At 62.5% G+C, this 23103-nt stretch carries 17 protein-coding genes; 7 read left to right on the top strand and 10 right to left on the bottom strand.

Annotated features, from left to right (window positions below):
• The first annotated feature begins 238 nt into the window (after positions 1 to 238).
• Complete coding sequence (locus KHO31_RS21430) at positions 239 to 886, top strand: LysE family translocator (RefSeq protein WP_201080336.1); 648 nt, start codon at positions 239 to 241, stop codon at positions 884 to 886.
• A 249-nt stretch (positions 887 to 1135) separates the two neighbouring features.
• Positions 1136 to 1924 carry a sulfite exporter TauE/SafE family protein gene (locus KHO31_RS21425; RefSeq protein ID WP_201080334.1) on the top strand — a complete coding sequence of 263 codons (789 nt, stop codon included), beginning with the start codon at positions 1136 to 1138 and terminating at the stop codon, positions 1922 to 1924.
• Between the two features lie 104 nt (positions 1925 to 2028).
• On the opposite strand, the gene KHO31_RS21420 is transcribed toward KHO31_RS21425, so the two are convergent.
• Together KHO31_RS21420 and KHO31_RS21415 are read right to left on the bottom strand one after the other, a co-directional pair.
• Positions 2029 to 2277, bottom strand: coding sequence for a hypothetical protein (locus KHO31_RS21420; protein WP_201080331.1), 249 nt, complete (start codon positions 2275 to 2277; stop codon positions 2029 to 2031).
• A 326-nt stretch (positions 2278 to 2603) separates the two neighbouring features.
• Positions 2604 to 2957: a BON domain-containing protein gene (locus KHO31_RS21415; protein WP_201080329.1), complete on the bottom strand. Its 354-nt coding sequence runs from the start codon at positions 2955 to 2957 to the stop codon at positions 2604 to 2606.
• A gap of 678 nt (positions 2958 to 3635) precedes the next feature.
• Between KHO31_RS21415 and KHO31_RS21410 the strand changes: the two genes are divergently transcribed.
• The 3 genes from KHO31_RS21410 to KHO31_RS21400 all read left to right on the top strand — a co-directional run bounded on the left by KHO31_RS21410 (position 3636) and on the right by KHO31_RS21400 (position 7026).
• The gene (locus KHO31_RS21410; RefSeq protein ID WP_236060879.1) at positions 3636 to 5069 is read left to right on the top strand and encodes a TAXI family TRAP transporter solute-binding subunit; all 1434 of its coding nucleotides are present in this window, start codon (positions 3636 to 3638) and stop codon (positions 5067 to 5069) included.
• Between the two features lie 94 nt (positions 5070 to 5163).
• Positions 5164 to 5808, top strand: a complete 645-nt coding sequence (locus KHO31_RS21405) for a 2-hydroxychromene-2-carboxylate isomerase (protein WP_201086282.1) — start codon at positions 5164 to 5166, stop codon at positions 5806 to 5808.
• A gap of 234 nt (positions 5809 to 6042) precedes the next feature.
• Positions 6043 to 7026 (top strand): LysR substrate-binding domain-containing protein, encoded by a 984-nt coding sequence (locus tag KHO31_RS21400; RefSeq protein ID WP_201080323.1) that lies wholly within the window; start codon positions 6043 to 6045, stop codon positions 7024 to 7026.
• Positions 7027 to 7102: 76 nt separating this feature from the next.
• On the opposite strand, the gene xdhC is transcribed toward KHO31_RS21400, so the two are convergent.
• The 3 genes from xdhC to xdhA form a co-directional block, all read right to left on the bottom strand.
• Positions 7103 to 7669: a xanthine dehydrogenase accessory protein XdhC gene (gene xdhC, locus KHO31_RS21395; protein WP_201080321.1), complete on the bottom strand. Its 567-nt coding sequence runs from the start codon at positions 7667 to 7669 to the stop codon at positions 7103 to 7105.
• 104 nt (positions 7670 to 7773) lie between these two features.
• Positions 7774 to 10140: a xanthine dehydrogenase molybdopterin binding subunit gene (gene xdhB / locus KHO31_RS21390; protein ID WP_201080319.1), complete on the bottom strand. Its 2367-nt coding sequence runs from the start codon at positions 10138 to 10140 to the stop codon at positions 7774 to 7776.
• Positions 10141 to 10167: 27 nt separating this feature from the next.
• On the bottom strand, positions 10168 to 11697 hold the full coding sequence (gene xdhA / locus KHO31_RS21385) for a xanthine dehydrogenase small subunit (RefSeq protein ID WP_201108239.1): 1530 nt from the start codon (positions 11695 to 11697) through the stop codon (positions 10168 to 10170).
• A gap of 389 nt (positions 11698 to 12086) precedes the next feature.
• Here xdhA and KHO31_RS21380 point away from each other — a divergent pair, with 389 nt between their 5' ends.
• The gene (locus tag KHO31_RS21380; protein WP_201108238.1) at positions 12087 to 13298 is read left to right on the top strand and encodes an MFS transporter; all 1212 of its coding nucleotides are present in this window, start codon (positions 12087 to 12089) and stop codon (positions 13296 to 13298) included.
• A 1001-nt stretch (positions 13299 to 14299) separates the two neighbouring features.
• On the opposite strand, the gene KHO31_RS21375 is transcribed toward KHO31_RS21380, so the two are convergent.
• The 4 genes from KHO31_RS21375 to aspT (KHO31_RS21360) form a co-directional block, all read right to left on the bottom strand.
• The gene (locus KHO31_RS21375; RefSeq protein ID WP_201080313.1) at positions 14300 to 15523 is read right to left on the bottom strand and encodes a pyridoxal-phosphate-dependent aminotransferase family protein; all 1224 of its coding nucleotides are present in this window, start codon (positions 15521 to 15523) and stop codon (positions 14300 to 14302) included.
• A 113-nt stretch (positions 15524 to 15636) separates the two neighbouring features.
• Positions 15637 to 17298, bottom strand: a complete 1662-nt coding sequence (locus tag KHO31_RS21370; protein WP_201080311.1) for a bifunctional aspartate transaminase/aspartate 4-decarboxylase — start codon at positions 17296 to 17298, stop codon at positions 15637 to 15639.
• Between the two features lie 101 nt (positions 17299 to 17399).
• Positions 17400 to 19082 carry an aspartate-alanine antiporter gene (gene aspT / locus KHO31_RS21365; protein WP_201080309.1) on the bottom strand — a complete coding sequence of 561 codons (1683 nt, stop codon included), beginning with the start codon at positions 19080 to 19082 and terminating at the stop codon, positions 17400 to 17402.
• A gap of 118 nt (positions 19083 to 19200) precedes the next feature.
• Positions 19201 to 20883: an aspartate-alanine antiporter gene (aspT, locus tag KHO31_RS21360; protein ID WP_211624110.1), complete on the bottom strand. Its 1683-nt coding sequence runs from the start codon at positions 20881 to 20883 to the stop codon at positions 19201 to 19203.
• A 544-nt stretch (positions 20884 to 21427) separates the two neighbouring features.
• On the opposite strand from aspT (KHO31_RS21360), the gene KHO31_RS21355 reads away from it, so the two are divergent.
• The gene (locus KHO31_RS21355; RefSeq protein ID WP_201108235.1) at positions 21428 to 22426 is read left to right on the top strand and encodes a 2-hydroxyacid dehydrogenase; all 999 of its coding nucleotides are present in this window, start codon (positions 21428 to 21430) and stop codon (positions 22424 to 22426) included.
• Here the strand turns inward: KHO31_RS21355 and KHO31_RS21350 are convergent.
• On the bottom strand, positions 22423 to 23046 hold the full coding sequence (locus tag KHO31_RS21350) for a plasmid fertility inhibition factor family protein (RefSeq protein ID WP_201080303.1): 624 nt from the start codon (positions 23044 to 23046) through the stop codon (positions 22423 to 22425). The genes KHO31_RS21355 and KHO31_RS21350 overlap by 4 nt on opposite strands.
• Positions 23047 to 23103: the final 57 nt, after the last annotated feature.

Below are 23103 nucleotides of genomic sequence, written 5' to 3'. Positions count from 1 at the left end.
TTTGCGCTGTTGATCGCGCGCTGACTTGCGAAGGTTGAACGTATGTCAGACTGCGCAGGTTAACGCGGTGCGGCGTCGCGCTGCTTGCCGCTCGCAGCCTTGCTCGGGATTTTCGGTCTGGCTATGCTTGACGGCGCGCCGGCCTGACGCCCGGTCGCCCGGTCGCACGTTCGCACGTTCGCTAGCGAAAAGCGCGGTACGACTCACCACGAACCAGAACAACCCATAAAGGTTTCCCATGTCCACAGCCAGTCTCTTCGTCACCTCCGCGGGCGTCGGCCTCGCGATTGCCGCGCCGGTCGGGCCAATGGGCATGCTGTGCATTCGCCGCACACTTACGGGCGGTCCGCGCGCAGGGCTCGCCATCGGCTTCGGTATTGCGACAGGCGATGCGGTGTATGGCCTGATCGCGGCGCTTGGCCTCGTCGGCATCTCGCAGTTCATGCTCGCCTACGACCGACCCTTGCATCTGCTCGCCGGTCTGTTTCTGCTTTATCTCGGCGTGCGCACCTTGCTGCAAAAGGCGCCCGCCGACGCGGCCAACGGTAATGGCGACAGCAACGGCAAGCTCGCGCAGGTGGGCCGCGCCGGCGCGCTGCGCGCGTATGCGAGTTCGTTGCTGCTCACGTTGACGAATCCGCAAACCGTCATCATGTTCGCCGCGCTGTTCACGACGCTCGCGCCGCGTGGGGCGTTTTCATCGAGCATCGCGCTGACCACGGTCGGTGGCGTGTTTTGCGGTTCGATCGCGTGGTGGTGTTTTCTCGTGACCGTGGTGTCGCTCGCGCGTCACGCGATCGGCAGCAAGCTGCGCCTCGCGATCGACCGGATCGTCGGATTCACGCTGGCGGCGTTCGGCATCGTCGAGATTCGCCGTGCACTTTGAGTGAGGTTTGGCGGCGGCATGCAAAGGGCGAGCGCCGGCCCGAAGTGCTGGCGCTGATCGACCGGATGCAGGCGGTGCAGCAGGGCCGGTCGTAGTGCTTTGTACGCAAGCGCGGCAGTTTTGCGACAATAGCGGCTTTCGCCGTGCCGCCGCGGGCCTGTCGCCGACATTCGCCGACGCTCGAAGGCAGACGCGCGCCGGCCTTGCCGCCTAACCTGTCCACCCACCCGACCGTCAGCGGTCTGCCCAATGGCTCTTCCCCACATCAATCTGCTGTACTCCGTCTCCGGCCTGTTCGTTGGCTTTCTGGTCGGCCTGACGGGCGTCGGCGGCGGCTCGCTGATGACGCCGATCCTGGTCCTGCTGTTCAACGTGCATCCGGCCACCGCGGTCGGCACCGATCTGTTGTACGCCGCCGCCACCAAGGCGACCGGCACGCTGGTGCATGGCCTGAAAGGCTCCGTCGACTGGCAGATCACACTGCGTCTGGCCGCCGGCAGCGTGCCGGCGGCGACCATCACCCTGGTTCTGCTGCATCGTTACGGGATGGACACACCGGGCGCGAGCCGGCTGATCCAGATTGTGCTCGGCGCCGCCCTGCTGGTGACGGCGGTGGCCCTGGTATTCCGCCCGCAACTCGCGGCGCTCGGCGCACGCCGCCAGCGCGCGCCCAGGCAAGGGCGCACGCTCGCGCTCACCATGCTGACCGGCGCGGTGCTGGGCGTGCTGGTGTCGCTGACTTCGGTCGGTGCGGGCGCCATCGGCGTGACGGTGTTGTTGCTGCTCTATCCGTTGCTGCCGACCACGCGCATCGTCGGCTCCGATATCGCGCATGCGGTTCCGCTCACGCTGCTGGCGGGCGCGGGCCATTGGCTGCTGGGCTCGGTCGACTGGTCGATGCTGTTGTCGCTGCTGGTGGGGTCATTGCCGGGCATCGCGGTTGGCAGTTATCTGTCGTCGCGCGCGCCGGACGCGCTGCTGCGCAATGTGCTCGCCGCCACCCTCACCCTGGTCGGCGTGCGCCTCGTACTGGCATGAAGCGGCGCCCTGACAGGCGGCGGCCTCGATAACCGGCTTGAAGCATCCGCCTCAGGTGGCTGGCTTCCGCAACTGGCAAAAATGCCAGCGCACCCAGGCCACTTCTATTTGAAAAACCTGCAGGTCAGGTCGGTCTCGAACTGCCTGACCCATTGGCCGTGATGCTCGTGATAGGACTGCGCCCAGCCGCCGCGCCGAATCGTGACGAGGCGTTCGTGCGCGGCATCGAGTGGATCCGCGCAAGCGCTGATGTCGAAATGCGCCGGCGCAAAACCGTGCCGCGCGCACACTAGTTCGAAAGCCGCCCGATCGCCGATCGGCAGATCGGTATAACGCAAACGCGTGGTTTCCATGGCTTTGACTCCGGGTCCGCTTGCCTCACAGTACGCTTAGCGGCGCGTCAATAGTGTGTCGCAGCACACAGACGGGCCGTTGCGATGCCGCGGTTCAACCCGGAACTGACCAGACCCATCATCACCGTTTCAAAAAGCATCGCCACGAAAAATAAAGCGAAAAAAAGGGCTCCGGCTATTCGCCGGAACCCTCGCGCTGGCGTGCATTGCACTGACGCATCGCGATGTCGAATCGCATGCACCTTTCCGATGCAGCCCTCCGCGCCTGCCGGCGCCTCGTGCGCTTATTGCAAGCCGCTCATTGCGGCCTGCTCGTTGCCACTGTCTTACTGCTGCACAACGGTCAGCTTGTTCGACACCGACGTCACGCCCGCGACGCCCTTGGCCGCCTGGCCGGCAGCGTCGATCTGGCCTTGGTCAGGCACCGAGCCCGTCAAGGTCACGGCGCCGCCATGAGCCCGCACGGCGATATTCGAGACGTCGATGCCTTGCGCCTTGGCGAGCGCGCTGCGCACCTTGCGACCCAGTTGGCCATTGGCCTTCTTGACGGACTTGGCGCTTGCAGCCGGCGCTGCGGTCGTGCCTGTAGCCGTCGCATCGCTTGCCTGAGCGTATACGTTGCACGCCACTACCATTGCCACGACCGAGCCCAGCGTTTTCAGAAAACCGACCGATTTCATAGTTTCTCTTCTCCTTAGCTACACATTGGACCGCATGTACAAGCGGCTTCGTTACGACTACCGGCGGCCATGCTTCCGACGCGACAACGCGCGGCTCAGCGACGGCCGACTATGGCTGCAACACAGTGTGCGAGAGGCGAGAGAGGCCGGCCACCATTAGCCGCATGCGATGCCACGCATGCAATGCGGTACGGGAGCCGGCAAGCCGCGAAGTCCGCCAGCGCGCCCGGTTCTTGTCTGTCGTGCCGGGTCACGCTGCGCAAACATCTGTTCGCGGCAGCGATGCACAATTTAATCTAGCCGCGCCAGAAGCGCAAAGGGTTTAGTCGTACCTCAGGGTGCCTGCTGGTTGCCATGGGGGCATGGATCGTGTTTTATTCATGCGCCGTTCATATTCTGGTTCGGGAAGGGTTCATCGGCCGGTCACAAGTCGGTCACGCGCTGTTCACGCGCCGTTCACGAATTGTTACGGGTTTGACGGCGCCCGCCCCGGCTGGACGCTGCGCCGCCGCGCGATTCTCGGGTACCATCGGCGCGACGCGCGCTGCGGCGCGACTCGTGCGGCCTGTGCGTCTTTCGCGGCGGCGAGCCCGGCATGGCGCGCGCCTCGCCCCCGGTTCGCGCGCCGCAGAGCGCCGCCACCCTGTTCACTTTCGACCGTAGCCGTCACGTCACCTGATGAAGCCAGCCACCGGCCGCAAACGCCCTCCCCGTCTCGTCGCCCGTTTTGTGGCGATCTCCTGGCGCGATCTGGCGGTCTCGTTCGGGCCGATCCTGCTGGTCGCCTCCGCGGCGATCTGGGTCGCCGTGCGCCTGATCCAGCCCGCCCCGCCCAGTACGCTGACGATCAGCGCCGGCCCCGAAGGCAGCACCTTCTGGAACGCAGCGCAGAAGTACAAGACGATTCTGGCGCGCAACCGTATCACCCTGAACGTGTTGCCCTCGGAAGGCTCGCTGCAGAATCTCACGCGTCTCTCAGACCCGAAGTCGAACGTCGACGTCGCCTTCGTGCAGGACGGCGTCGCGCCCGGCTCGACGCACGACGGCCTGATGTCGCTCGGCAGCGTGGCCTATGTACCGCTGGCAATCTTCTATCACGGACCGACGGTCGCGCGGCTCTCGGAATTCAAGGGTTTGCGGCTGGCGGTCGGCGCCGAGGGCAGCGGCACGCGCGAACTGGCGCTCGCGCTGCTCAAAGCCAATGGCATCGTGCCTGGCGGCCCGACCAAACTCCTGCCGCTCTCCGGCGACGACGCAGCCCAGGCACTGGTCGCCGGCAAAGTCGACGCGGCTTTTCTGGCCGGCGATTCGGCGCAACCCGCCGTGATGGGTAAGCTCAATCGCACGCCGAATGTGCAGTTTTACGACTTCACTCAAGCGGATGCCTATACCCGCCGTTTTCCGTATCTGACGCAGCTCGAAATCCCGATGGGCGCGTTCGACCTCGGCAAGAATCTGCCGTCCGCACCGATGCACATGGTTGCACCGACCGCTGAGCTGGTGGCGCGCGACTCGCTGCATCCCGCACTTTCCGATCTGCTGATCGAAGCGGCACGCGAGGTTCACGGCAAGGCGAACATCATGCAGCGTGCCGGCGAGTTCCCCGCGCCGCTCGCCCACGATTTCCCGGTCAGCGACGACGCCGCCCGCTACTACAAGTCAGGCAAGAGCTTCCTCTACCGGGTCCTGCCGTTCTGGCTGGCGAGTCTCGCGGACCGGCTGCTGGTGGTCGTGGTGCCGCTGATCGTGCTGCTGATTCCGGCGCTGCGCGTCGTGCCGTCGCTGTATGCGTGGCGGGTGAAATCGCGCATCTATCGCTGGTACGGCGCGCTGATCGCGATCGAACGCAGCGCGCTCAGCGAGCATACGGCCGCCGAGCGCGCCTCGCTGATCGAGCGGCTCGATGCGATCGAAGAGTCGGTGAACGGTCTGAAAATGCCGCTCGCCTATGCGGACCAGTTCTACGTGCTGCGTGAGCATATCGGCTTCGTACGCGAGCGGCTCACCCATAACCGCGAGGCTCAGCAGGCCGCGTCGGGCGAGCCCGGCGACGGGCCGCAGCCGGATTCGACGTCCCCCGAGCCGGCCGTCGCAGAGCCGAAGTCATATTGACCGGTGCAAGTGGCCGCTGCACCGCGTAAGATCATTACAATTCCGACGGTCCAGCAGACAACACCGTTCGGAAAGGGCAATCCGGGAGACATTTATGACCGTTGGCATTGACGCCAGGCAACCGCTGTGGTTTTACGACTTTGTCTCGCCGTTCACCTATCTGTTGCTCGAGCAACACGACAAATGGCCGGGCTTCGACTTCGCGTTCACGCCGGTCGTGCTGGACGAGTTGTATAGCCACTGGGGCCAGCGGCCGGCTTACAGCGTGCCCTCAAAGCGCACCTTCATGTACCGCCACGCGCTGTTCCGGGCGGAGCAACTCGGCATTCCGTTCAAGATGCCGCCGGCCCATCCGTTCGACTCGATGAAGCCGCTCCTGCTCGCCACCGCGGCGAAGGGCGACATCGCCTTCGTACGCGAGATTTTCCGTTTCATCTGGCGTGAAGGCCGCGATCCGTCGAGCGCTGCCGCGTTCGCCGAACTGTGCGAGCGCGTCGGTATGCCGGACGGCCCGGAACTCATCAAGAACGAAGAGGTGAAAGCGCAATTGCAGCGCAACACCGTGGATGCGATCGGTCTGGGCGTCTATGGCGTACCGACCTTCCGTCTGAACGATCAATTGTTCTGGGGCGAAGACGCGTTGCCCATGGTGCTGTATTGCGCACGCACGCCGAACTGGCTCGACTCGAAGGAAGTGAAGCGGATCAGTTTTCTGCCTTCAGGCCTGGCGGACAATTAAACGAAGGTAAATCGTAATATTTGTGCAGATAAGGCATGCCGCGCGCTTCGCGGCTGCCGTAATTGCGTCAAAGAGCCCGTCCTGATGCCGGCCATACCGCGCCCGCTATGCCGCCGTACTGCAAACAGGCCTAAGGTTATAACCTTTGCGCCCCGCTCTCGCGATCTGACTCGCGGACGGCTCCGTACGACGCTTCATCCGGGCCCGACCTGCTTGCATCGCCTCGCCTAAACCATGGACGACGACTCCGCCGCCTCCCTCGATATCTGGCTCGTGCGCGTGCTGCGCACGCTGCTCGTCGAGCGCAGCGTCACACAAACCGCGCTGCGTCTGAATCAGACCCAGCCCGCCATCAGCACCGCGCTGCGCAAACTGCGCGAGACGCTGAACGACCCGATCCTCGTGCGCGGCAAGTCGGGCATGGTGCCGACCGAATACGGCGAATCGTTGCTGGCCTCGGCACAACGTGTGCTGCGCGAAGTCGATTTCGTGGCGACGCCGCACGGCGACTTCGATCCGGGCCGCTCGCGCCGTACCTTCCGCGTGGCCGCGCCGGATTATCTGAACGACTTCTTCATGCCCACCGTGATCGCGCAGTTTCGCGAAGCGGCGCCTCATGCGCGTCTGGAGATCGATTCGCTCAGCCCGATGCTCGACCATTCCGCCGCGCTCGACGCGGGCGAACTCGATCTCGTGATCGGCAACTGGCCGAAACCCGATCCACGTTTCGGGCGCAGCGATCTGTTCTCCGATACGGTGGTGTGCCTGATGCGCGCCGATCATCCGCTGACACGCACGCCGCTCACGCGCGAAGCGTATCTGGCCGCGCCGCACCTCGCGCCGACGCCGTATAGCGGCGCGCGCGGCGGCGCCGTCGACATCGGCTTTGCACGGGCCCGCGCCGACCGGCGCATCGTCGCCACGCTGCCCTATTTCGGCCTCGTGCCGCAAACGCTGCTGCAATCGGATCTGATCTTCACGACGACACGCCGTTTCGCGGCGCATTACGCGAGCATCCTCCCGCTCGCGGTGGTCGAGGTGCCGATTCCGTTTCCGCGCATCAAGTGCTATCAGTTGTGGCATCCGCAGCCGGACCGGCCGAGCGATGTCGGCTGGCTGCGTACGTTGATGTCGCAAGTATCGGATGAGCTGATCGCTCAGAAGGTGCGGCGTGCAAAACGGCCGCCGAAAAAGGAAACGTCAGCCGCGGCGGGCTGACGTCCTGGTTTGAAGTCTCGCGGGGTTGGGCGGGCGCTTTAGGTTGCCACTGAGCCAGACGCCTCGCTCTGCCCGCTTACACGCTCGCGCAGAGTTTCTGCGTCGTCGCCTGCGCCGCGGCCTCGCGCGCACGAATCTGCAGCAACTCGGCACATACCGCGACCGCGATCGACGCAGGCGCTTTATCGACAATGCCGGTCACGCCGATCGGGCAAGTCATCTCCACCAGCCGATCCAGATCCACGCCGCGATCCAGCAACCGACGCTCGAATTTCACGCGCTTCGTCTTGGACCCGATCATGCCGAAGTAGGTAAAATCGCGCCGCCGCATGATGCGCGCGGCGAGCGAAAAATCGAGCGCGTGGTTATGCGTCATCACAAGGAAATACGCGCCGGGCGGCGCCGTGTCGACGATCGCATCAGGCGAATCGGTCGCTTCGATCTGCACGTTGGCAGGGGTTTCGTCAGGGAACAGTTCGTCGCGTTCATCGACCCACTGGACGACGCACGGCAAGCTGCCGAGCAGCGTGACGAGCGCATGGCCGACGTGTCCCGCGCCGAACAGCACGATGTGCATCGGCGCCGGACGCGGCGCCTCCACGGCGCTGCGCCGGCCAATCTGAACGGAAGAAAAGTCGTTCATGGCGATCAATCCAGTTGGTTTCGATATTTGCACGATTTGCCTTTTAGCTGGCTACTTTCAGGCGGTTCATGGCGCGACCCAGAGATCACGCCATGCTCATGCGCTTACTGCCGCGCTGCCACAGTGGCTGCCCGCACCGCGCCGACTGCCTTGAGGATTTCCTCGCTGGTCGCGGGCGCATTCAGCGGCGGATTGACCTTGTGGTCGCCCACGGCCGACACCGCATCGCGCACGGCAAAGAACACCGAGAACGGCAGCAGCAGCGGCGGCTCGCCGGTCGCCTTCGAACGGTGGATGCTGTCCTCCGCATTGCGGTTCTTGAACAGACGCACGCGGAAGTCCGGCGGCGTATCGTTGACGGTCGGAATCTTGTAGGTGGACGGTGCGTGCGTCATCAGCTTGCCGCCCGTGTTCCACCACAGTTCTTCGGTCGTCAGCCAGCCCATGCCCTGAATGAACGCACCTTCCACCTGGCCGACGTCGAGCGCCGGGTTCAGCGATGCGCCCACGTCGTGCAAGGCATCCGCGCGCAGCACGCGCATTTCGCCGGTCAGCGTATCGATCACCACTTCCGACACAGCTGCGCCGTACGAGTAGTAGTAGAACGGCCGGCCCTGCAGCTTCGATTGATCCCAGTACAACTTCGGCGTTGCGTAGAAGCCGTCCGACCAGAGTTGGACACGTGCGACATAGGCCTTCGCGATCACTTCTTCGAACGGCACGATCATCTCGCCGACCACCACGCGGTCGTGCACGAAACGCACTTCCGAAGCGGCCACCTGCCCTGCGCCGAAACGCTCGGCGGCAAAGGCCGACAGGCGTTCGCGCAACTGGCGCGCGGCGTCTTGCGCAGCCTTGCCGTTCAGGTCCGAACCGGTCGATGCAGCGGTCGCCGACGTATTGGCGATCTTGCTCGTATCGGTGGCCGTGACGCGGATGCGGTTAAAGCCAATGCCCAATTCATGCGCGACGACCTGCGCGACCTTCGTGTTCAAACCCTGGCCCATTTCGGTGCCGCCGTGGTTCACCAGCACCGAACCGTCGGTGTAGATGTGCACCAGCGCACCGGCCTGGTTGAAGTGGGTCACGTTGAACGCGATGCCGAACTTGACCGGCGTCAGCGCCATGCCCTTCTTCAGCACGTCATTGTTCGCGTTGAACTCATTGATCGCCGCACGGCGCGCGCGGTATTCGCTGGTCGCTTCGAGTTCGTCGATCAGTTCGTGAATCACATTGTCTTCGACCACCTGACCATACGGCGTCTGGTTGCGCTCGGTTTTGCCGTACAGATTGCGGCGGCGGACGTCGAGCGAATCTTCGCCCACCGACCGCGCGACGTTGTCCATGATGTATTCGATCGCGAACGCGCCTTGCGGACCGCCGAAGCCGCGGAACGCGGTATTCGACTGCGTATTGGTCTTGCCGCAGAAGCCGTCGATCGTCACGTCGGACAACCAGTACGCGTTGTCGAAGTGGCACAGCGCGCGCGTCATCACCGGACCGGACAGGTCGGCGGAGAAGCCGCAACGCGAGGTCATGTCGACGCTCACGCCGTCGATGACACCCTTGTCGTCGTAGCCCACTTCGTACGTGTAATGGAAATCGTGGCGTTTGCCGGTGACCATCATGTCGTCGTCGCGGTCCGGACGCAGCTTGACCGGGCACAGTAGCTTCCATGCAGCCAGCGCCGCGCAGCAGGCGAACAGGCCCGATTGCGATTCCTTGCCGCCGAAACCGCCGCCCATGCGGCGGCATTCGATCAGCACGTTGTGCGACGCCACGCCCAACGCATGCGCGACCATGTGCTGCATTTCGGTCGGGTGTTGCGTCGAACAGTAGACGTGCATGCCGTCGTCGTCCTTCGGCACCGCGTACGAAATCTGACCTTCCAGATAGAACTGTTCCTGGCCGCCAAGCAGCATCTCGCCGGCTTCGCGACGCGCCGCACGGGCAATTTTCGTAGCCGATTCGCCGCGCGCGAGTTTCATCGGCGGCAAGACGTGTTGATTCGCGGCGCGGGCCTGCTGCGCGGTGAGAATCGCGGGCAATTCTTCGTACACGACTTCGGCGCGGCGCGCAGCCAGACGCGCGGTTTCATGCGAGGTCGCAACCACGATGAACATCGGCTGACCGACGTATTGCACAAGACCGTCGGCGAGAATCGGATCGTCGCCGTGGATGATCGGGCCGACGTCGTTGACGCCCGGGATATCGTCCGCGGTAAAGATCGCGACCACGCCGGGCGTGGCGCGCACTTTGTCGAGCGACATCGACACGATCTTCGCGTGCGCTTTCGGCGACAGGCCGAGCGCGGCGTGCAGCGTGCCGGCGAGCGTCGGAATGTCGTCGGTATAAGTGGCGCGGCCGCTCACGTGCAAATGCGCGGATTCGTGCGGACGCGAAATGTGGACCTGGGTAAAGTCGTCGAGATCCTGAAGGTCTTTCAGGAACGGTTCGGCATGCTGATTCATTCTGGTGTTCTCCGTATTCGTGGCTTCTCAGGCGCTCGCGCCGGCCGGGGCGCAGGCGGCGGCAACTGCACGAACATCCAGTGCGCTCTTGGGCAGCGGATTGTTCGGACGCGTTTCGAGCCAGAAGCGGTACAACGTGTTTTTCGCTGCTTCGAGGCGGTAGTTGCTCGTGGCGCGCATATCGCTCAGCGGCGCGTAGTCGTTGCCGAGCGCGAGCATCGCGGCCTGCGCCGTCGCTTCGTGCCATTCGGCGTCGCGCAGCACGGCTTCAGCGTGCGTCGCGCGCTTCGACGTGGCGGCCATACCGCCGAACGCGATGCGCGGCTCGCGGATCACATTGCCGTCGGCGATGAAGGAGAACGCGGCGCACACGGCCGAGATGTCCGAGTCGAACCGCTTCGACAGCTTGTACGTGCGGAACTGCAGGTTCTTGCGTACGCCGGTGCGCGACGGCACTTTCAGGCCGACGACGAACTCGTGCTCCGCCATGTCCTTCTTCTGGTACGCGAGGTACAGGTCCTCAAGCGGCATTTCGCGCTCGATGTCGCCGCCGCGCACAATCACATGCGCGCCGAGGGCGATCAGGCCTGGCATCGAATCGCCGATTGGCGAACCGTTGGCGATATTGCCGCCGAGCGTGCCGGCATTACGAATCGGCAGCGACGCGAAGCGTTGCCACATTTCGGTGAGCTCCGGATATTGCTTCGCAATTTCCGCATAAGCCCGTTCGACGCTCACACCCGCGCCGATCTCGATCCATTCGTCGTTGGTTTCGAGCTTTTGCAGCTCGGCGATCTGGCCGACGTAGACGATGTTGCCGAGCTCACGCATCATCTTGGTGACCCACAGGCCGATGTCCGTGCTGCCGGCGAGAATACGCGTGGCCGGTTCGGCCTCCTTGATCTTGGCGAGCGCCTCAACCGTGCGCGGCGCGGCGAATTGCTGGCCGGCGTGCTGGTAGTGGAACGTGTCCTTGCGCTCGATCGTGGCGAGCGCTTTCGACAGCGCTTCGATATTGACCGGCGCTTTCGGTGCCGGCGCTTCGAACATGCGCACGGCGGCGTCGACGATCGGACGATAGCCGGTGCAGCGGCACAGGTTGCCGGTCAGTGCGTTGCTGATCGCGTCGCGCGAGGGTACGGTCTTGTTCGCGCAGCTATGTTCATGGCCGTGCTTTTCGTACAGCGACCACATCGACATCACGAAACCCGGCGTACAGAAACCGCATTGCGAGCCATGGCACTCGACCATCGCTTCCTGCACCGGATGCAGCGAGCCGTCCGGCTGACGCAGGTCTTCGACGGTGTAGAGCGCTTTGCCGTCCAACGTCGGCACGAACTGGATGCAGGCGTTGACCGCCTTGAAGTCGACGCCGCCCGCCTCGTTGCGCTCGCCGATCACGACCGTGCACGCGCCGCAGTCGCCTTCAGCGCAACCTTCCTTGGTGCCGGTGCAATGCACGTCCTCGCGCAAATACTGCAGGACGGTGCGGGTGACGGGCGCATCCTTGATCTCACGGATTGCGTTGCGATGGTAGAAGCGAATCGGCTCAGTCATGTCTCTTTACTCTCAATGTTCTGTGTCCGTTGGGACGTGCTGCGATGATGGTTCGAAAACTATCATCATCAATAAAACCAACCCATAGCAGGGATCGCATGCGGGACATATTCGCGAAACGATATAGAGATGGGTTTGAGGGTCGGTTGGCTTATGTCCATATGGCCGTTTTGCCGTATTTCTATACAAAGTGCAGATTTATAACCGACTCCGGTTAGACGCTCTTGACTCACTGCGCATGGAGGGACTGCTCGTGAAGGGTGGAAACGGACGACTATATGACTCCGGCACCCTTTTTTAGGCGTCAAAATTATTAAGCAACTCCTGCAAGGGAATCGGTTCCATGGGAAAATCACGCCTTCCCGCCGATTTCAAGTCTCGTTTTCCCCATGTCCACCGACTCAGCGACACCTCGCAGCGAATTTGCGACGACCATGCAGATCATTCCGGTCGTCTTTTTCACATTTCTTTGCTATCTGACGATCGGTATTCCGCTCGCCGTGCTGCCTGGCTATGTTCACGACGACCTGGGTTACAGCGCGGTCCTGGCCGGCGCGGCGATCAGCGTGCAGTACCTGGCGACGCTGGCATCGCGGCCGCTCGCCGGCCGCTCGGCCGACACGCTGGGTCCGAAGCGGACGGTGTCGATAGGCTTGCTGGGTTGCGGCGCAAGTGGGATTTTGTTGCTGCTAGCCGTGTTGTGCGGACGTTGGCCGATATTGAGCCTGGGATTGTTGGTGTGCAGCCGTCTCGTGCTTGGCTTTGGTGAAAGCCTGTGCGGCACCGGCGCAATTTTGTGGGGCATTGGCCGGGTGGGCACGAGCAACAATGCCCGGGTGATTTCGTGGAACGGTATCGCAACTTATGGTGCACTCGCGGTTGGCGCGCCGCTCGGCGTGGCGATTGCGCACACGATCGGGTTCGCCGCGTTGGGCATTCTGGTGATTCTGCTCGCGGCGCTCGGTTTTTATCTGGCGCGGCCGATTGCGCCAGTGCCGATCGTGCACGGCGAGCGGATGTCGTACCGGAGCGTGTTGACGCGGGTGCTGCCGCACGGGATCGGGTTGGCGCTGGGCTCGGCCGGCTTTGGGTCGATTGCAACGTTCATCACGCTGTTTTATGCCGCACGGCATTGGCCCAATGCGGCTTTGTCGTTGACTGTTTTCGGCACGCTGTTCATCGGCGCGCGCCTGTTGTTCGCCAACACGATCAAGGCCTACGGTGGGTTCCGGGTCGCGATTGCTTCGTTTTCGTTTGAATGCGCCGGGCTGTTGATGTTGTGGCTGGCGCCTGAGCCGCATATCGCCCTTGCTGGGGCGGCATTGACCGGATTCGGGTTTGCTTTGGTGTTCCCTGCGCTCGGCGTTGAAGCGGTTGGGCTTGTGCCGCCTGCTAGCCGCGGCGCGGCTTTGTCGGCTTATTCCGTGTTTCTTGATCTGTCGCTGGGGATTACTGGGCCGTTGGCCGGGTATATCGCGGGAGAGTTCGGCTATGCGCAGGTGTTTCTTTTTGCAGCGGTGGCTTCAGCACTGGCAGTCGTGCTGTCGACGATGATGTATTTGCGGAATTCGCGAGCGCCTAATGCGCCTGCGGCGACCTGACTTTTTTTGCCTGCTCGGCGCTTGGTCTGTTTGCCTACGGCGTTGGCCTTTCCTGGATCTGTTTGCCTGCGCGGCGCTTAGTGTCTGTATGCCTGCGGCGTTGGCCTTTCCTTGATTTGTTAGTGGTTTATTAGCGTCGCCCCTGTGCGGGGCGGGCACCTACTTCTCTTTGCTGCTGCAAAGAGAAGTAGGCAAGAGAAAGCAGCTCACACCGCTAATTCTTAAGCGGGTCCCCCGCGCAGTCGCGGTAGTGGTGCATCTGGAATCTGTGCTCTCGCACATTCCGCCCCGGTGACAAGGCTGTCATTCTTCCGGCGGCGCTGCGCGCGCCGACGCGGTAGTTCATCAAAACCGGCCGCCGTTTTTACGCTCAGCGGTAATTCACAAGGTTACCCGCCGCATTCGGAACCCGCGGCACCTCAAAAGGCAACTCGCCGCACTTGATGCCTTGCGGCGCTTCGCAAAACTACCAGCTATGCTCAATGCCTGCGGCGCTTCGCAAAGCCACCAGTCATATTCGTTGCCCGCGGCACTTCAAAGAGCAGCTCGCCGTTTTCAACACCTAGTTGTACTTCGTTTGCCGCTGGCTCTGTTCGGCGTCGGTAGCCTTTCCGAATCACTAGCTCAGCCGACGCGTCGTCGAAGCGAAGCCGATGGCCCCACCGCGCCCGAACGAAGCCGATGTTTTCTGACAGCCCCTTCCGGCGAGCACGTAGTGCGAGGCGGGAACTATGAGCGCCTTGTCACTCACGCCGAATGTGCGAGAACACAGATTCCAGATGCACCACTACCGCAACTGTGCAAGGGCCCCGCTTAAGAACTAGCGGGTTGAGCCGCTTTCTTTGCTTATCTTTCTTTGCGGCGGCAAAGAAAGTAAGTGCCGCCCCGCACAGGGGCAACGCTAATACACCACTAACAATTCAAGAAAAGGCCAAAGAGTCAGATCAAGGAAAGGCCAACGCCGTAGGCATACAGACAAAGCGCCGAGCAGGCAAAAACCTTCACTTCCCTTCCGACAACCCACGCTCAAGCGCCGCCACGCCAGCCGGCAACTCAACCTTAACGCCCAGGTCCACCATCGTCCGCCCAAGCGCATGCAAGGTTCTGAACAGGTTGTGCTCCCGGCACTGCTCACCCATCTGCCCAATCCGCACGATCGGCAATCCGAACGAACCCGAGATTTCCACCTGGTGATGCCGCGAAATGTGCCCGCAGATATCGGCGGGACTCAAGCGCTCCGGCACAACGATGCCGACAACCGAGTTCAGGCGGCAAGACGCCGGCGCATATAACTGCAAACCCAACGCGGTGATCCCCGCCTGAAGCGCCACCGAACACTTCAGGTGCCGCGCAAAGCGCTTTTCCAGCGTCTCCGCGCACACAAGACGCAGCGCCTCGTGCAATGCCAGCACACCCGACACCGGTGCCGTGTAGTGATAGCCCGCGTTGTGCCAGAAATTTTCCGCAAGCGACGCGTCGAGACACCAATGCGCGTTCGGCGCCGTCCGGCCCTTCACGCGCGCCCATGCCTCATCCGAAAACGCGATCAGCGAGACACCCGGGATCGAAGACAAACCCTTCTGGCCGCCCGTAATCACCGCATCGATCCCCCAAGCGTCCATCTCCAGCGGCATTGTGCTCAGCGTACACACCGCGTCGACAATGACCAGCGCGCCGGCCGCTTTCGCGAGCGCGGCAATGTCCTTCAAATGATGATTCCACACGGTATTGGACGTCTCGCCCTGCACGACCGTGACGATCTCCGGCCGCTCGCGGCGGATCGCCTCGGCGACACTTTCGAGGCTCGCCACCGCGCCGTCCTCGACGTCGAGCGTGGCAACGTGCGCGCCGACGCGCCGTCCCATCTCCGCCATCCGCTCGCTGAAAAAACCGTTCTTGATACTCAGCACTCGCGTGCCTTCCCACGCGAGGTTGGAGATCGCCATTTCCATCGCGGCGGAACCCGGCCCTGCCACGCCCAGCACCCACTTCGAATTCGTCTGGAATACGTAGCGCGCCATGGTCTTCACCTGGCCGATCACCTTCACCATCGTGCTGCCCAGGTGATTGATCACCACCGTATTGGCCTTGGCAACCGCCGCGGGAATCGGCACGGGGCCGGCGCCCATCATCAGCAACGGCTCTTCGGGAAGAATGGCGTCGAGCGATTCGACAACCGGACAGGGCACTGCGGTAGAAGCGGAGGGAGAGGATGAAGTCGGCATGATCGGTACGTGAATGTCAGAACGCAAAGGGACAAGCGGCCCCGCCAGCAATGACACTGGCGGGGCCGCTTGTCCGATCATTCACTGATCCGCGCGATTGCGCAAGGAGTTTGTCACTCCACCTTGGTCTTATCGAGCTTCTTGCCAGTTGCGGCGTTATAGCGCTCGACATATTCCTCGATCAGCTTGCGTATCGCCCGGCCAATCTGGCGATAGTCCGACTCGTTCAGATTAGCCAGCGATACCCGTCCCGACGGATGCTGCGTACCGAAGCCGCGTCCCGGCAACAGCACGACGCGCGCTTCACGCGCGAGGCGGAACAGCAATTCGGACGGCTCGGTGTTCTTCAGCAGCCAGTCGACGAACTCGCGCCCGAACATCCGCTCACCGAGAAATTCCATGTCGAGAATCGTGTAGTAATCGACCTGGTTCGGATCGTCGTCCTCGAACGAAATGCCGACCTCTTCGTACAGCGCCTGCTTGCGCTTGCGGATCAGGCGCTTCAACGCATTCTTGTATGCGTCGGGCGTGTCCATCAGCGCGAACAACGAGAACAACACCATCTGCACCTGCTGCGGCGTCGACAAACCCGCCGTGTGATTCAGCGCGACAGTGCGGCTGTCGGCGACCAGCCGATCGATGAACTTGAGATTTTCCGGTTCGGTCGTGATCGATTCATAACGCTCGTGCAACTGTTTCTTCGCGTCCTTCGGCAGTTCGGCGATCAGCTTGTCGAGCACGTTATCGCGATGCGTGGCGATCGTGCCGAGACGCCAGCCGGTCGCGCCGAAATACTTCGAGTACGAGTACACGAGGATGGTGTTCTTCGGCGCGAGCGCGAACAGCGAGACGAAGTCGTCAGCGAAAGTACCGTACACGTCGTCGGTCAACAGAATCAGATCCGGGCGTTCCTTGACGATGTCGGCGATGTATTGAAGGCTTTCGTCGTCGATCTTCACCGAAGGCGGGTTGCTCGGGTTCACGAGGAAGAACGCCTTCACCTTCGGATCGCGCAGCTTGTCGAGTTCTTTCTTCGAATACTGCCAGCCGCTTTCAACCGTGGCTTCGAGATTGACGACGTTCAGCTGATAGTCGTTCAGACGCGGAATTTCGATGTACGGCGTGAAAATCGGCAAGCCCAGCGCAATCGTGTCACCCGGCTTGATCAGATGATTCTCGCGCATCGTGTTGAAGATGTACGTCATTGCCGCCGTGCCGCCTTCCACCGCGAACACGTCGAACTCGCCGACGAACGGATGGTTGCCGATCATCTCCTTGCGCAGATACTGACCGACGATCACTTCGGACAACTTGAGCATCCGGTCCGGTACCGGATAGTTCGACGCGAGAATCCCCTCGCACATTTCATAGAGAAAGTCGCCCGCGGAAAGTCCGAGCTGGTCACGTACATACGACACGGCGCCGCGCAGAAAGTCGATACCGGGGACGCCCTTGTTTTCGCGCAGGAACAGGTCGAAGCGCTCCGTGAGCCCTTCGCGGCGCGGAAAACCGCCCACCCCTTCGGGCATGTACGCAAACGAACGCTCCGACTCGCGCATCGCAAACAGACCGAGCTGCCAGAAGCCATGGCGCGGAATCGTCGCGAGGAAGTTCGGGTTGCCACGGCCGGCGTTGAGCATCGACGCATTAGCGGCACGCTCTACCGCGCCGCCACCGGCGGCCTTGATCAGTTCGTCCTTGAGTTCGAACGGGCTGAGCGCCGCAAAGCCGGCTTGAGCCATGTCGCCTTTCTTGCCGCTTTTCTCTTTTGCCATGATGCGTTCTCCAATGAACAAGTGAATGACGCCGGCGTCGCGAGTGACCGTTCAGTTGACGCCGACGCAAGAGAGATCAATAAATACGTGCGCTGATCGGGCTAAACCAGCCCGACCACGAGCGGTCCGAGCAACGTCAACGCGACGTTCGCAATTGCATAGGTGATCGCGAACGGCACGGTCGGCACGGCGCTTTCCGCCTTGTCGAGCACGCCGCCGAACGCCGGATTGGCACTGCGTGACCCCGTCAGCGCGCCGGCCAGGATAGCCGCGTTGTTGTAGCGCAGCACGTAACGGCCGAACAGCATCGTCAACACCAGCGGCACCACGGTGACGACCACACCGAGCAGGAAGATCGTCATGCCGCTCTGCTTGACGGTCACCACGGCCTGCAAGCCCGAATTCAACCCGACCACCGCGACGAACGCCGCGAGGCCGAAGTCCTTCAGCAACTGCGAAGCCGCAGACGGCATCGCGCCGTACATCGGATACTTGCCGCGCATCCAGCCGAACAGCAGGCCGGCCAGCAGACAACCGCCGCCGGAGCCGAGCGTGAGCGGAATGCCGGCCACGTTGACGACGATCAGACCGATCAGCAGACCCAGCACGATGCCGACGCCCATATAAATGAAGTCGGTCTTATTGCTGTGCGGCAGCTCGTAGCCGGCTGCATCGACGGCGCGCTTGGTGTCTTTCGGCGAACCGTAGAAGGTGATCACGTCACCGTGCTCGAGCTTGGTTTCGGGCAGGATCGGCAGCGGCTGGCCGGCACGCGAGGCGCTCTGGATGAAGACGCCATGGCGCATGTCGCGATCCACGACTTCGCGTGCAGCAGCGATTGTCGTGTGGTTCATGCCCTTGCGTGTGAACACGCCGTCGCGCGTCTGCATCACGACGCCAATATCCTCGACGTCGGCGATCTCGTTGCCGTTCGCGCCGAACGCGACCACCGCCTCACGGCGGCCCACCACGAGCACTTCGTCGTCGAGTTGCAACGTCAGATCGGGCGTCGGCTCGAGGTTCTTACCGTCACGCTTGATCCGCTCGATCGTCAACATGTCCTGATGCAGCGTCTCGACTGCCTTGACCGTTTTCCCGGCGCTGACATCGATCTTGTACGCACGCCCCACCAGTTCGGCCAACGCACGAACTTGCCCCGCGCCGAGTGGCGATGAACCTGAAGACAGTTCCTTTTCCGCTTCGATCGACGCCTCGCGTAACCCTTGCCCCATGAACTTCGGCAGGATGTTCACGCAGACGATGATCGCGCCGAGCGAGCCGAACACATAGGTCACCGCGTAGGCAATCGCTACGTCGGATTGCAGCGACTTGACCTGATCGGCGGGCAAACCAAGACGCGCGATGGCGTCGCCGGCCGTGCCGATAATCGCCGACTGCGTCAGCGCACCGCCCGCAAGACCGGCGGCGAGGCCCTTGTTCAGATGGAAAAGCTTCGCGCAGACCACCACGGTGATCAGCGCGGAAATGGCGAGAAACAGCGCCATCGCGATCTCACGCAGCGTCTTGCGGTTCAGCGAGTTGAAGAAGCCCGGCCCGGAGTCGTAGCCGACCGCGTAGATGAATACGGCGAACATCACCGATTTCACGCCGTTGTCGATCGTCACGCCCGCCTGACTGATCACGACCGCGGCCAGCAAAGAGCCGCCCACGCCGCCTAACTGGAATTTACCGAAGTTGATCTGCCCGATGAAGTAGCCGGCTGCAAGCGACAGAAACAGCGCGATCTCGGGTGATTTCTGAAAAATGTGATGTAGCCAGTCCATCGTGCCCTCGCTGGATAGTTTGCGATACTGAGTACTGGGTGCTGCATAGGCATACGGACCTCACGGCATCCGCATGCGGTCGACTGCGCGCCACGCCGCGCGCAGCCCATCTGCGCGTCTAGCCGAACTTCCCGGCGAGGCCAACCACGATCGGCCCCATCAACGGCAACAGAATGTTCGAGAGTGCATAGGTGATCGTGTAGCCGATCACGGGCGTCGAATTGCCGGTCACGCCGACCAGCGCGCTGATCGCCGGCGTACTGCATTGCTGACCGGCAATGGCGCCGAGCAGCATGGGCGTTTCGAGTTTGAGAAACGCGCGGCCGATCCAGAGCGACAGCAGACCGGGCACGAGCACCATCAGGATGCCGGCGACGGGCAGCGCCAAACCGTATTCGCGCACCAGCTTGATGGCATCGGGTCCGGCCGACAGCCCGACGGCGGCAATGAAGGTGGCAAGGCCGAAGTCCTTGAGAATTTGCGCGGCAGCCGAAGGCAGCGAGCCGACTAACGGATGGCGCGACCGGATCCAGCCGAACAGCAGGCCCGACAGCAGGCAGCCGCCGCCCGTGCCGAGCGCGATCGACACGCCGCCGATGCGCCCGCCGAGATGACCGATTGCCATGCCGACCAGCACGCCCAAGCCGAGATAGACGAAGTCGGTTTTCTGCGTCGCGGTCAACACGTAGCCCAGATGCCGCGCGCCGCGCTCGACGTCGGCCTTCGCGCCCACCAGCGTCAGCACATCGCCACGATTGAGTTCGGTGCCGGGCAGCGCGGGCACCGTGGTTTCGAGCCGCGTCACTGCTGCAATATAGACGCCGCGACCTTCTTCCGGCTTAGCCCGTTCGCGCAGCTGCGCGACCGTGAGACCGTGCGCCTCGCTGCGCGTCAACACGACGTCGAGCCTCTCTGCAATGATCTGGCCGAAGCCGGCGTCCGCCACTTCTTCGCCGAGGCCGGCAGCCGCGGCCACTATCGCTTCGCGCCGCCCGCCCACGAGAATCAGGTCGCCGGCGGCCAACGTCAGTTGCGGCTCGACCGGCACGTCGGTTCCGTTGCGCCGAACCTGCTCGATGGTCAGATTGAAGCCGTGTTGCTGTTCGAGCGCATAGATCGTCCCGCCAGCCGCCGCGCCGACCCGAAATGCGCGGCCCACGAGCGCCGGCGCCGCGGCCCGCTGACCCTCGCCGAATGCACCGTCGCCGCCGAGCTTGTGCCACACGCGCTCAGCTTCTTCGCGCAAATTGACGCGCAGCAGCAGTGGCGCGAACTGACTGGTGAACAGAACGATGGTGATCAGGCCGAACAGGTAGCTCACGCTGTACGCGGTCACGATGTTGGCCTGCAAACGCAGTGTCTCCGCGTCGCTGAAACCGAGTTTGGCAATCGCTTCTGAAGCCGTGCCAATCACCGCCGACTCCGTCGCGGCGCCGGCCAGCAAGCCGGCCGCCGTGCCGGCGTCGAGCCGCATCACGAGGACCGCGATCATGATCAGCACCAGCACCGACACGATCTCGACCACCGACAGCAAGCCATAGCGCCAGCCCCGGCCGATGTTGGCAAAGAACTGTGGGCCGCCGGTGAAACCCAGCGCGAAGATGAACAGCGCGAATGCAATGTTCTTCAGGTCCGGAGCGAGCCGCGCCCCCGTCTGACCCAGTAACAGGGCCACGATCAACGTCCCGCAGACGCCCCCAAGTTGAATGGGTCCCACGCGAAACGAACCAATGAAATATCCGATTGCAAGGCTTGCGAACAGCGCGATCTCCGGTTGAGATCTCAGCAATTCACCGATCATGTTGGCTCGCCGATTTACAGGTTTATTAGCAGAAAGTTGAAAAAATCTTTCTGGAGTTTGAAGCGAATTCGATCCGAGCCGCCATGACCCGGGAATGACGCATCCGGCATAACCGGATTCCATTGAATGGAAACTTTATGGCAATGGCGTGACGCTCTCGACGTCAAAAAGGAGATGCCGCAATGCAGCGACGATAGCAAAATATTCTTCAGAAAGCTCGGCAGTCACGTATTCCTCGCGAAGTTGTCTAACGCATTGAAAAAGACATGTCCTGCTGTTGGCCAATTTTCAGCACGATATGTTCATGCATTTTTGAGACTTCTTTTTTAATAATTATTGTAGTTCGGCATCGCTGTCAATATGATTTTCGTTTGAGATCGTTTTCGGTTCGCAAAAGATGATCTTTAGTAAAGGTCGAAATGGTTTTCGGACCGCGCAGCGCAAGCGGCGGTCATTGCCATAAATGGCCGATATACTGACCTGCCCGCATGCTGCGCCGTGAGTCGACATTTACCGCGCCGGCACGCTTCCTTCGGAGCCATTCATGCGCATGATCCTGTTCAGCAGCCGCCAATACGACAGCGACACGTTCGCCGAGGCCAACGGTACGCATCGCTATGAGCTGCACTTCCAGGAATCTCACCTCGATCTCGAAACCGCGGTCCTCGCGCGGGGCTATGAAGTGGTCTGCCCGTTCGTCAACGACAACGTCGACGCCGCCGTCCTGGAACGCCTGCATGCCGGTGGCACGCGCATGATCGCGTTGCGCTCGGCGGGTTTCAATCACGTCGACCTGGCCGCAGCCGAGCGTCTCGGCGTGACGGTTGCACGGGTGCCGGCCTACTCGCCGCACGCGGTGGCCGAACATGCGGTCGGTCTGATTCTGGCGCTGAACCGGCGCTTGCCGCGCGCGGTCGCACGCACGCGTGAAGGCGACTTCTCGCTGCATGGGCTGCTCGGCTTCGACCTGCACGGCAAGACTGTGGGCGTGATCGGCACTGGCATGATCGGCCGCGTGTTCGGCCGCATCATGGCGGGCTTCGGCATGCAGGTACTCGCCCATGATCCCGGCACGCCGGCCGACGATCTGCTCGCGCTCGGCGCGCGCTACGTACCGCTCGACATCCTGCTGGCTGAAAGCGACGTCGTCAGCCTGCACTGTCCGCTGGTGCCCAGCACGTACCATCTGATCGACGGTCCCGCGCTCGCGAAGATGAAGCGTGGCGCGATGCTAATCAACACCGGTCGCGGCGGCCTTGTCGAAAGCAATGCACTGATCGGCGCGTTGAAGGACGGCCAGCTCGGCCACCTCGGGCTCGACGTGTATGAGGAAGAAGGCGGCCTCTTTTTCGAGGACCACTCGAACCTGCCGTTGCAGGACGACGTGCTGGCACGTCTGTTGATGTTCCCGAACGTGATCGTCACCGCGCATCAGGCATTCTTCACACGTGAGGCGATGAACGAGATCGCGCAGACCACGCTCGACAACGTCGCGGCATGGCAGGCCGGCGCGCCGCACAATGTCGTGCGGGCACGAATTTAGGGTTTGCTGCCGCCATCCGCCGTGGTCTGTCGGATGGCCGTGCGGGCGTCGTCCGCTGCGCCGCAGATCTCACGCAGCAAGGCTGCTTCGCGCTCGTGCACTTCCACCGGAAACCACCGCGCGCCCGCATCGGCCAGATAGCGCGCGCGATGCTGGCCGTTGCGAAACGCCACCACGCCCTCGCGCTCGATACCGAACCAACCCAGCAAACCCGGCGCGCGACGCGTCGAGATCGTTACGTATGGCATCTGCGGAATACGCGGATTATCCGGATCGAGAAACTCGCGAATGCCACGCACCTTGCCCGAATGCCATTCGGCAACCGGCTTCAAAACATAATCGGTGTTGTCGCGATCCGCGCATTCCAGCAGTTTGCGCACATCGACCATGACCACTTGATGGCGCGTGCCGTCAGTCACGAAGACACGTTTCAGGCGCACATGGTCGTACCATGGATGTTCATGTTCATGCAGGGGCACGATCCAGACCGTCTCGGCACAGGCCGACGCAGCTTCGGGCGATGAATTGGACAAGGGCAAAGGCAGGCTCGGAAAGCTAGCTAAAAAACGCCAGCGCGTTAAAAGAGCGCTAACGCTACGAGCCGATTGTGAAAGATGCATGACAACCAACGGTATTAATCACACTGCATGAGCACCCTGCATGTGCAGCCGGACGCG

The organism is Paraburkholderia domus (genome assembly GCF_905220705.1).
GTDB lineage: Bacteria > Pseudomonadota > Gammaproteobacteria > Burkholderiales > Burkholderiaceae > Paraburkholderia > Paraburkholderia domus.
This window is presented reverse-complemented; position numbering and strand designations above follow the sequence as displayed.

What these genes read in the sequence shown, in the direction of transcription:
- KHO31_RS21430 (WP_201080336.1), top strand. Translation starts at nt 239, where the DNA reads ATGTCCACAGCCAGTCTCTTCGTCACCTCCGCGGGCGTCGGCCTCGCG.
- KHO31_RS21425 (WP_201080334.1), top strand. Translation starts at nt 1,136, where the DNA reads ATGGCTCTTCCCCACATCAATCTGCTGTACTCCGTCTCCGGCCTGTTC.
- KHO31_RS21420 (WP_201080331.1), bottom strand. Translation starts at nt 2,277, where the DNA reads ATGGAAACCACGCGTTTGCGTTATACCGATCTGCCGATCGGCGATCGG.
- KHO31_RS21415 (WP_201080329.1), bottom strand. Translation starts at nt 2,957, where the DNA reads ATGAAATCGGTCGGTTTTCTGAAAACGCTGGGCTCGGTCGTGGCAATG.
- KHO31_RS21410 (WP_236060879.1), top strand. Translation starts at nt 3,636, where the DNA reads ATGAAGCCAGCCACCGGCCGCAAACGCCCTCCCCGTCTCGTCGCCCGT.
- KHO31_RS21405 (WP_201086282.1), top strand. Translation starts at nt 5,164, where the DNA reads ATGACCGTTGGCATTGACGCCAGGCAACCGCTGTGGTTTTACGACTTT.
- KHO31_RS21400 (WP_201080323.1), top strand. Translation starts at nt 6,043, where the DNA reads ATGGACGACGACTCCGCCGCCTCCCTCGATATCTGGCTCGTGCGCGTG.
- xdhC (WP_201080321.1), bottom strand. Translation starts at nt 7,669, where the DNA reads ATGAACGACTTTTCTTCCGTTCAGATTGGCCGGCGCAGCGCCGTGGAG.
- xdhB (WP_201080319.1), bottom strand. Translation starts at nt 10,140, where the DNA reads ATGAATCAGCATGCCGAACCGTTCCTGAAAGACCTTCAGGATCTCGAC.
- xdhA (WP_201108239.1), bottom strand. Translation starts at nt 11,697, where the DNA reads ATGACTGAGCCGATTCGCTTCTACCATCGCAACGCAATCCGTGAGATC.
- KHO31_RS21380 (WP_201108238.1), top strand. Translation starts at nt 12,087, where the DNA reads ATGTCCACCGACTCAGCGACACCTCGCAGCGAATTTGCGACGACCATG.
- KHO31_RS21375 (WP_201080313.1), bottom strand. Translation starts at nt 15,523, where the DNA reads ATGCCGACTTCATCCTCTCCCTCCGCTTCTACCGCAGTGCCCTGTCCG.
- KHO31_RS21370 (WP_201080311.1), bottom strand. Translation starts at nt 17,298, where the DNA reads ATGGCAAAAGAGAAAAGCGGCAAGAAAGGCGACATGGCTCAAGCCGGC.
- aspT (WP_201080309.1), bottom strand. Translation starts at nt 19,082, where the DNA reads ATGGACTGGCTACATCACATTTTTCAGAAATCACCCGAGATCGCGCTG.
- aspT (WP_211624110.1), bottom strand. Translation starts at nt 20,883, where the DNA reads ATGATCGGTGAATTGCTGAGATCTCAACCGGAGATCGCGCTGTTCGCA.
- KHO31_RS21355 (WP_201108235.1), top strand. Translation starts at nt 21,428, where the DNA reads ATGCGCATGATCCTGTTCAGCAGCCGCCAATACGACAGCGACACGTTC.
- KHO31_RS21350 (WP_201080303.1), bottom strand. Translation starts at nt 23,046, where the DNA reads ATGCATCTTTCACAATCGGCTCGTAGCGTTAGCGCTCTTTTAACGCGC.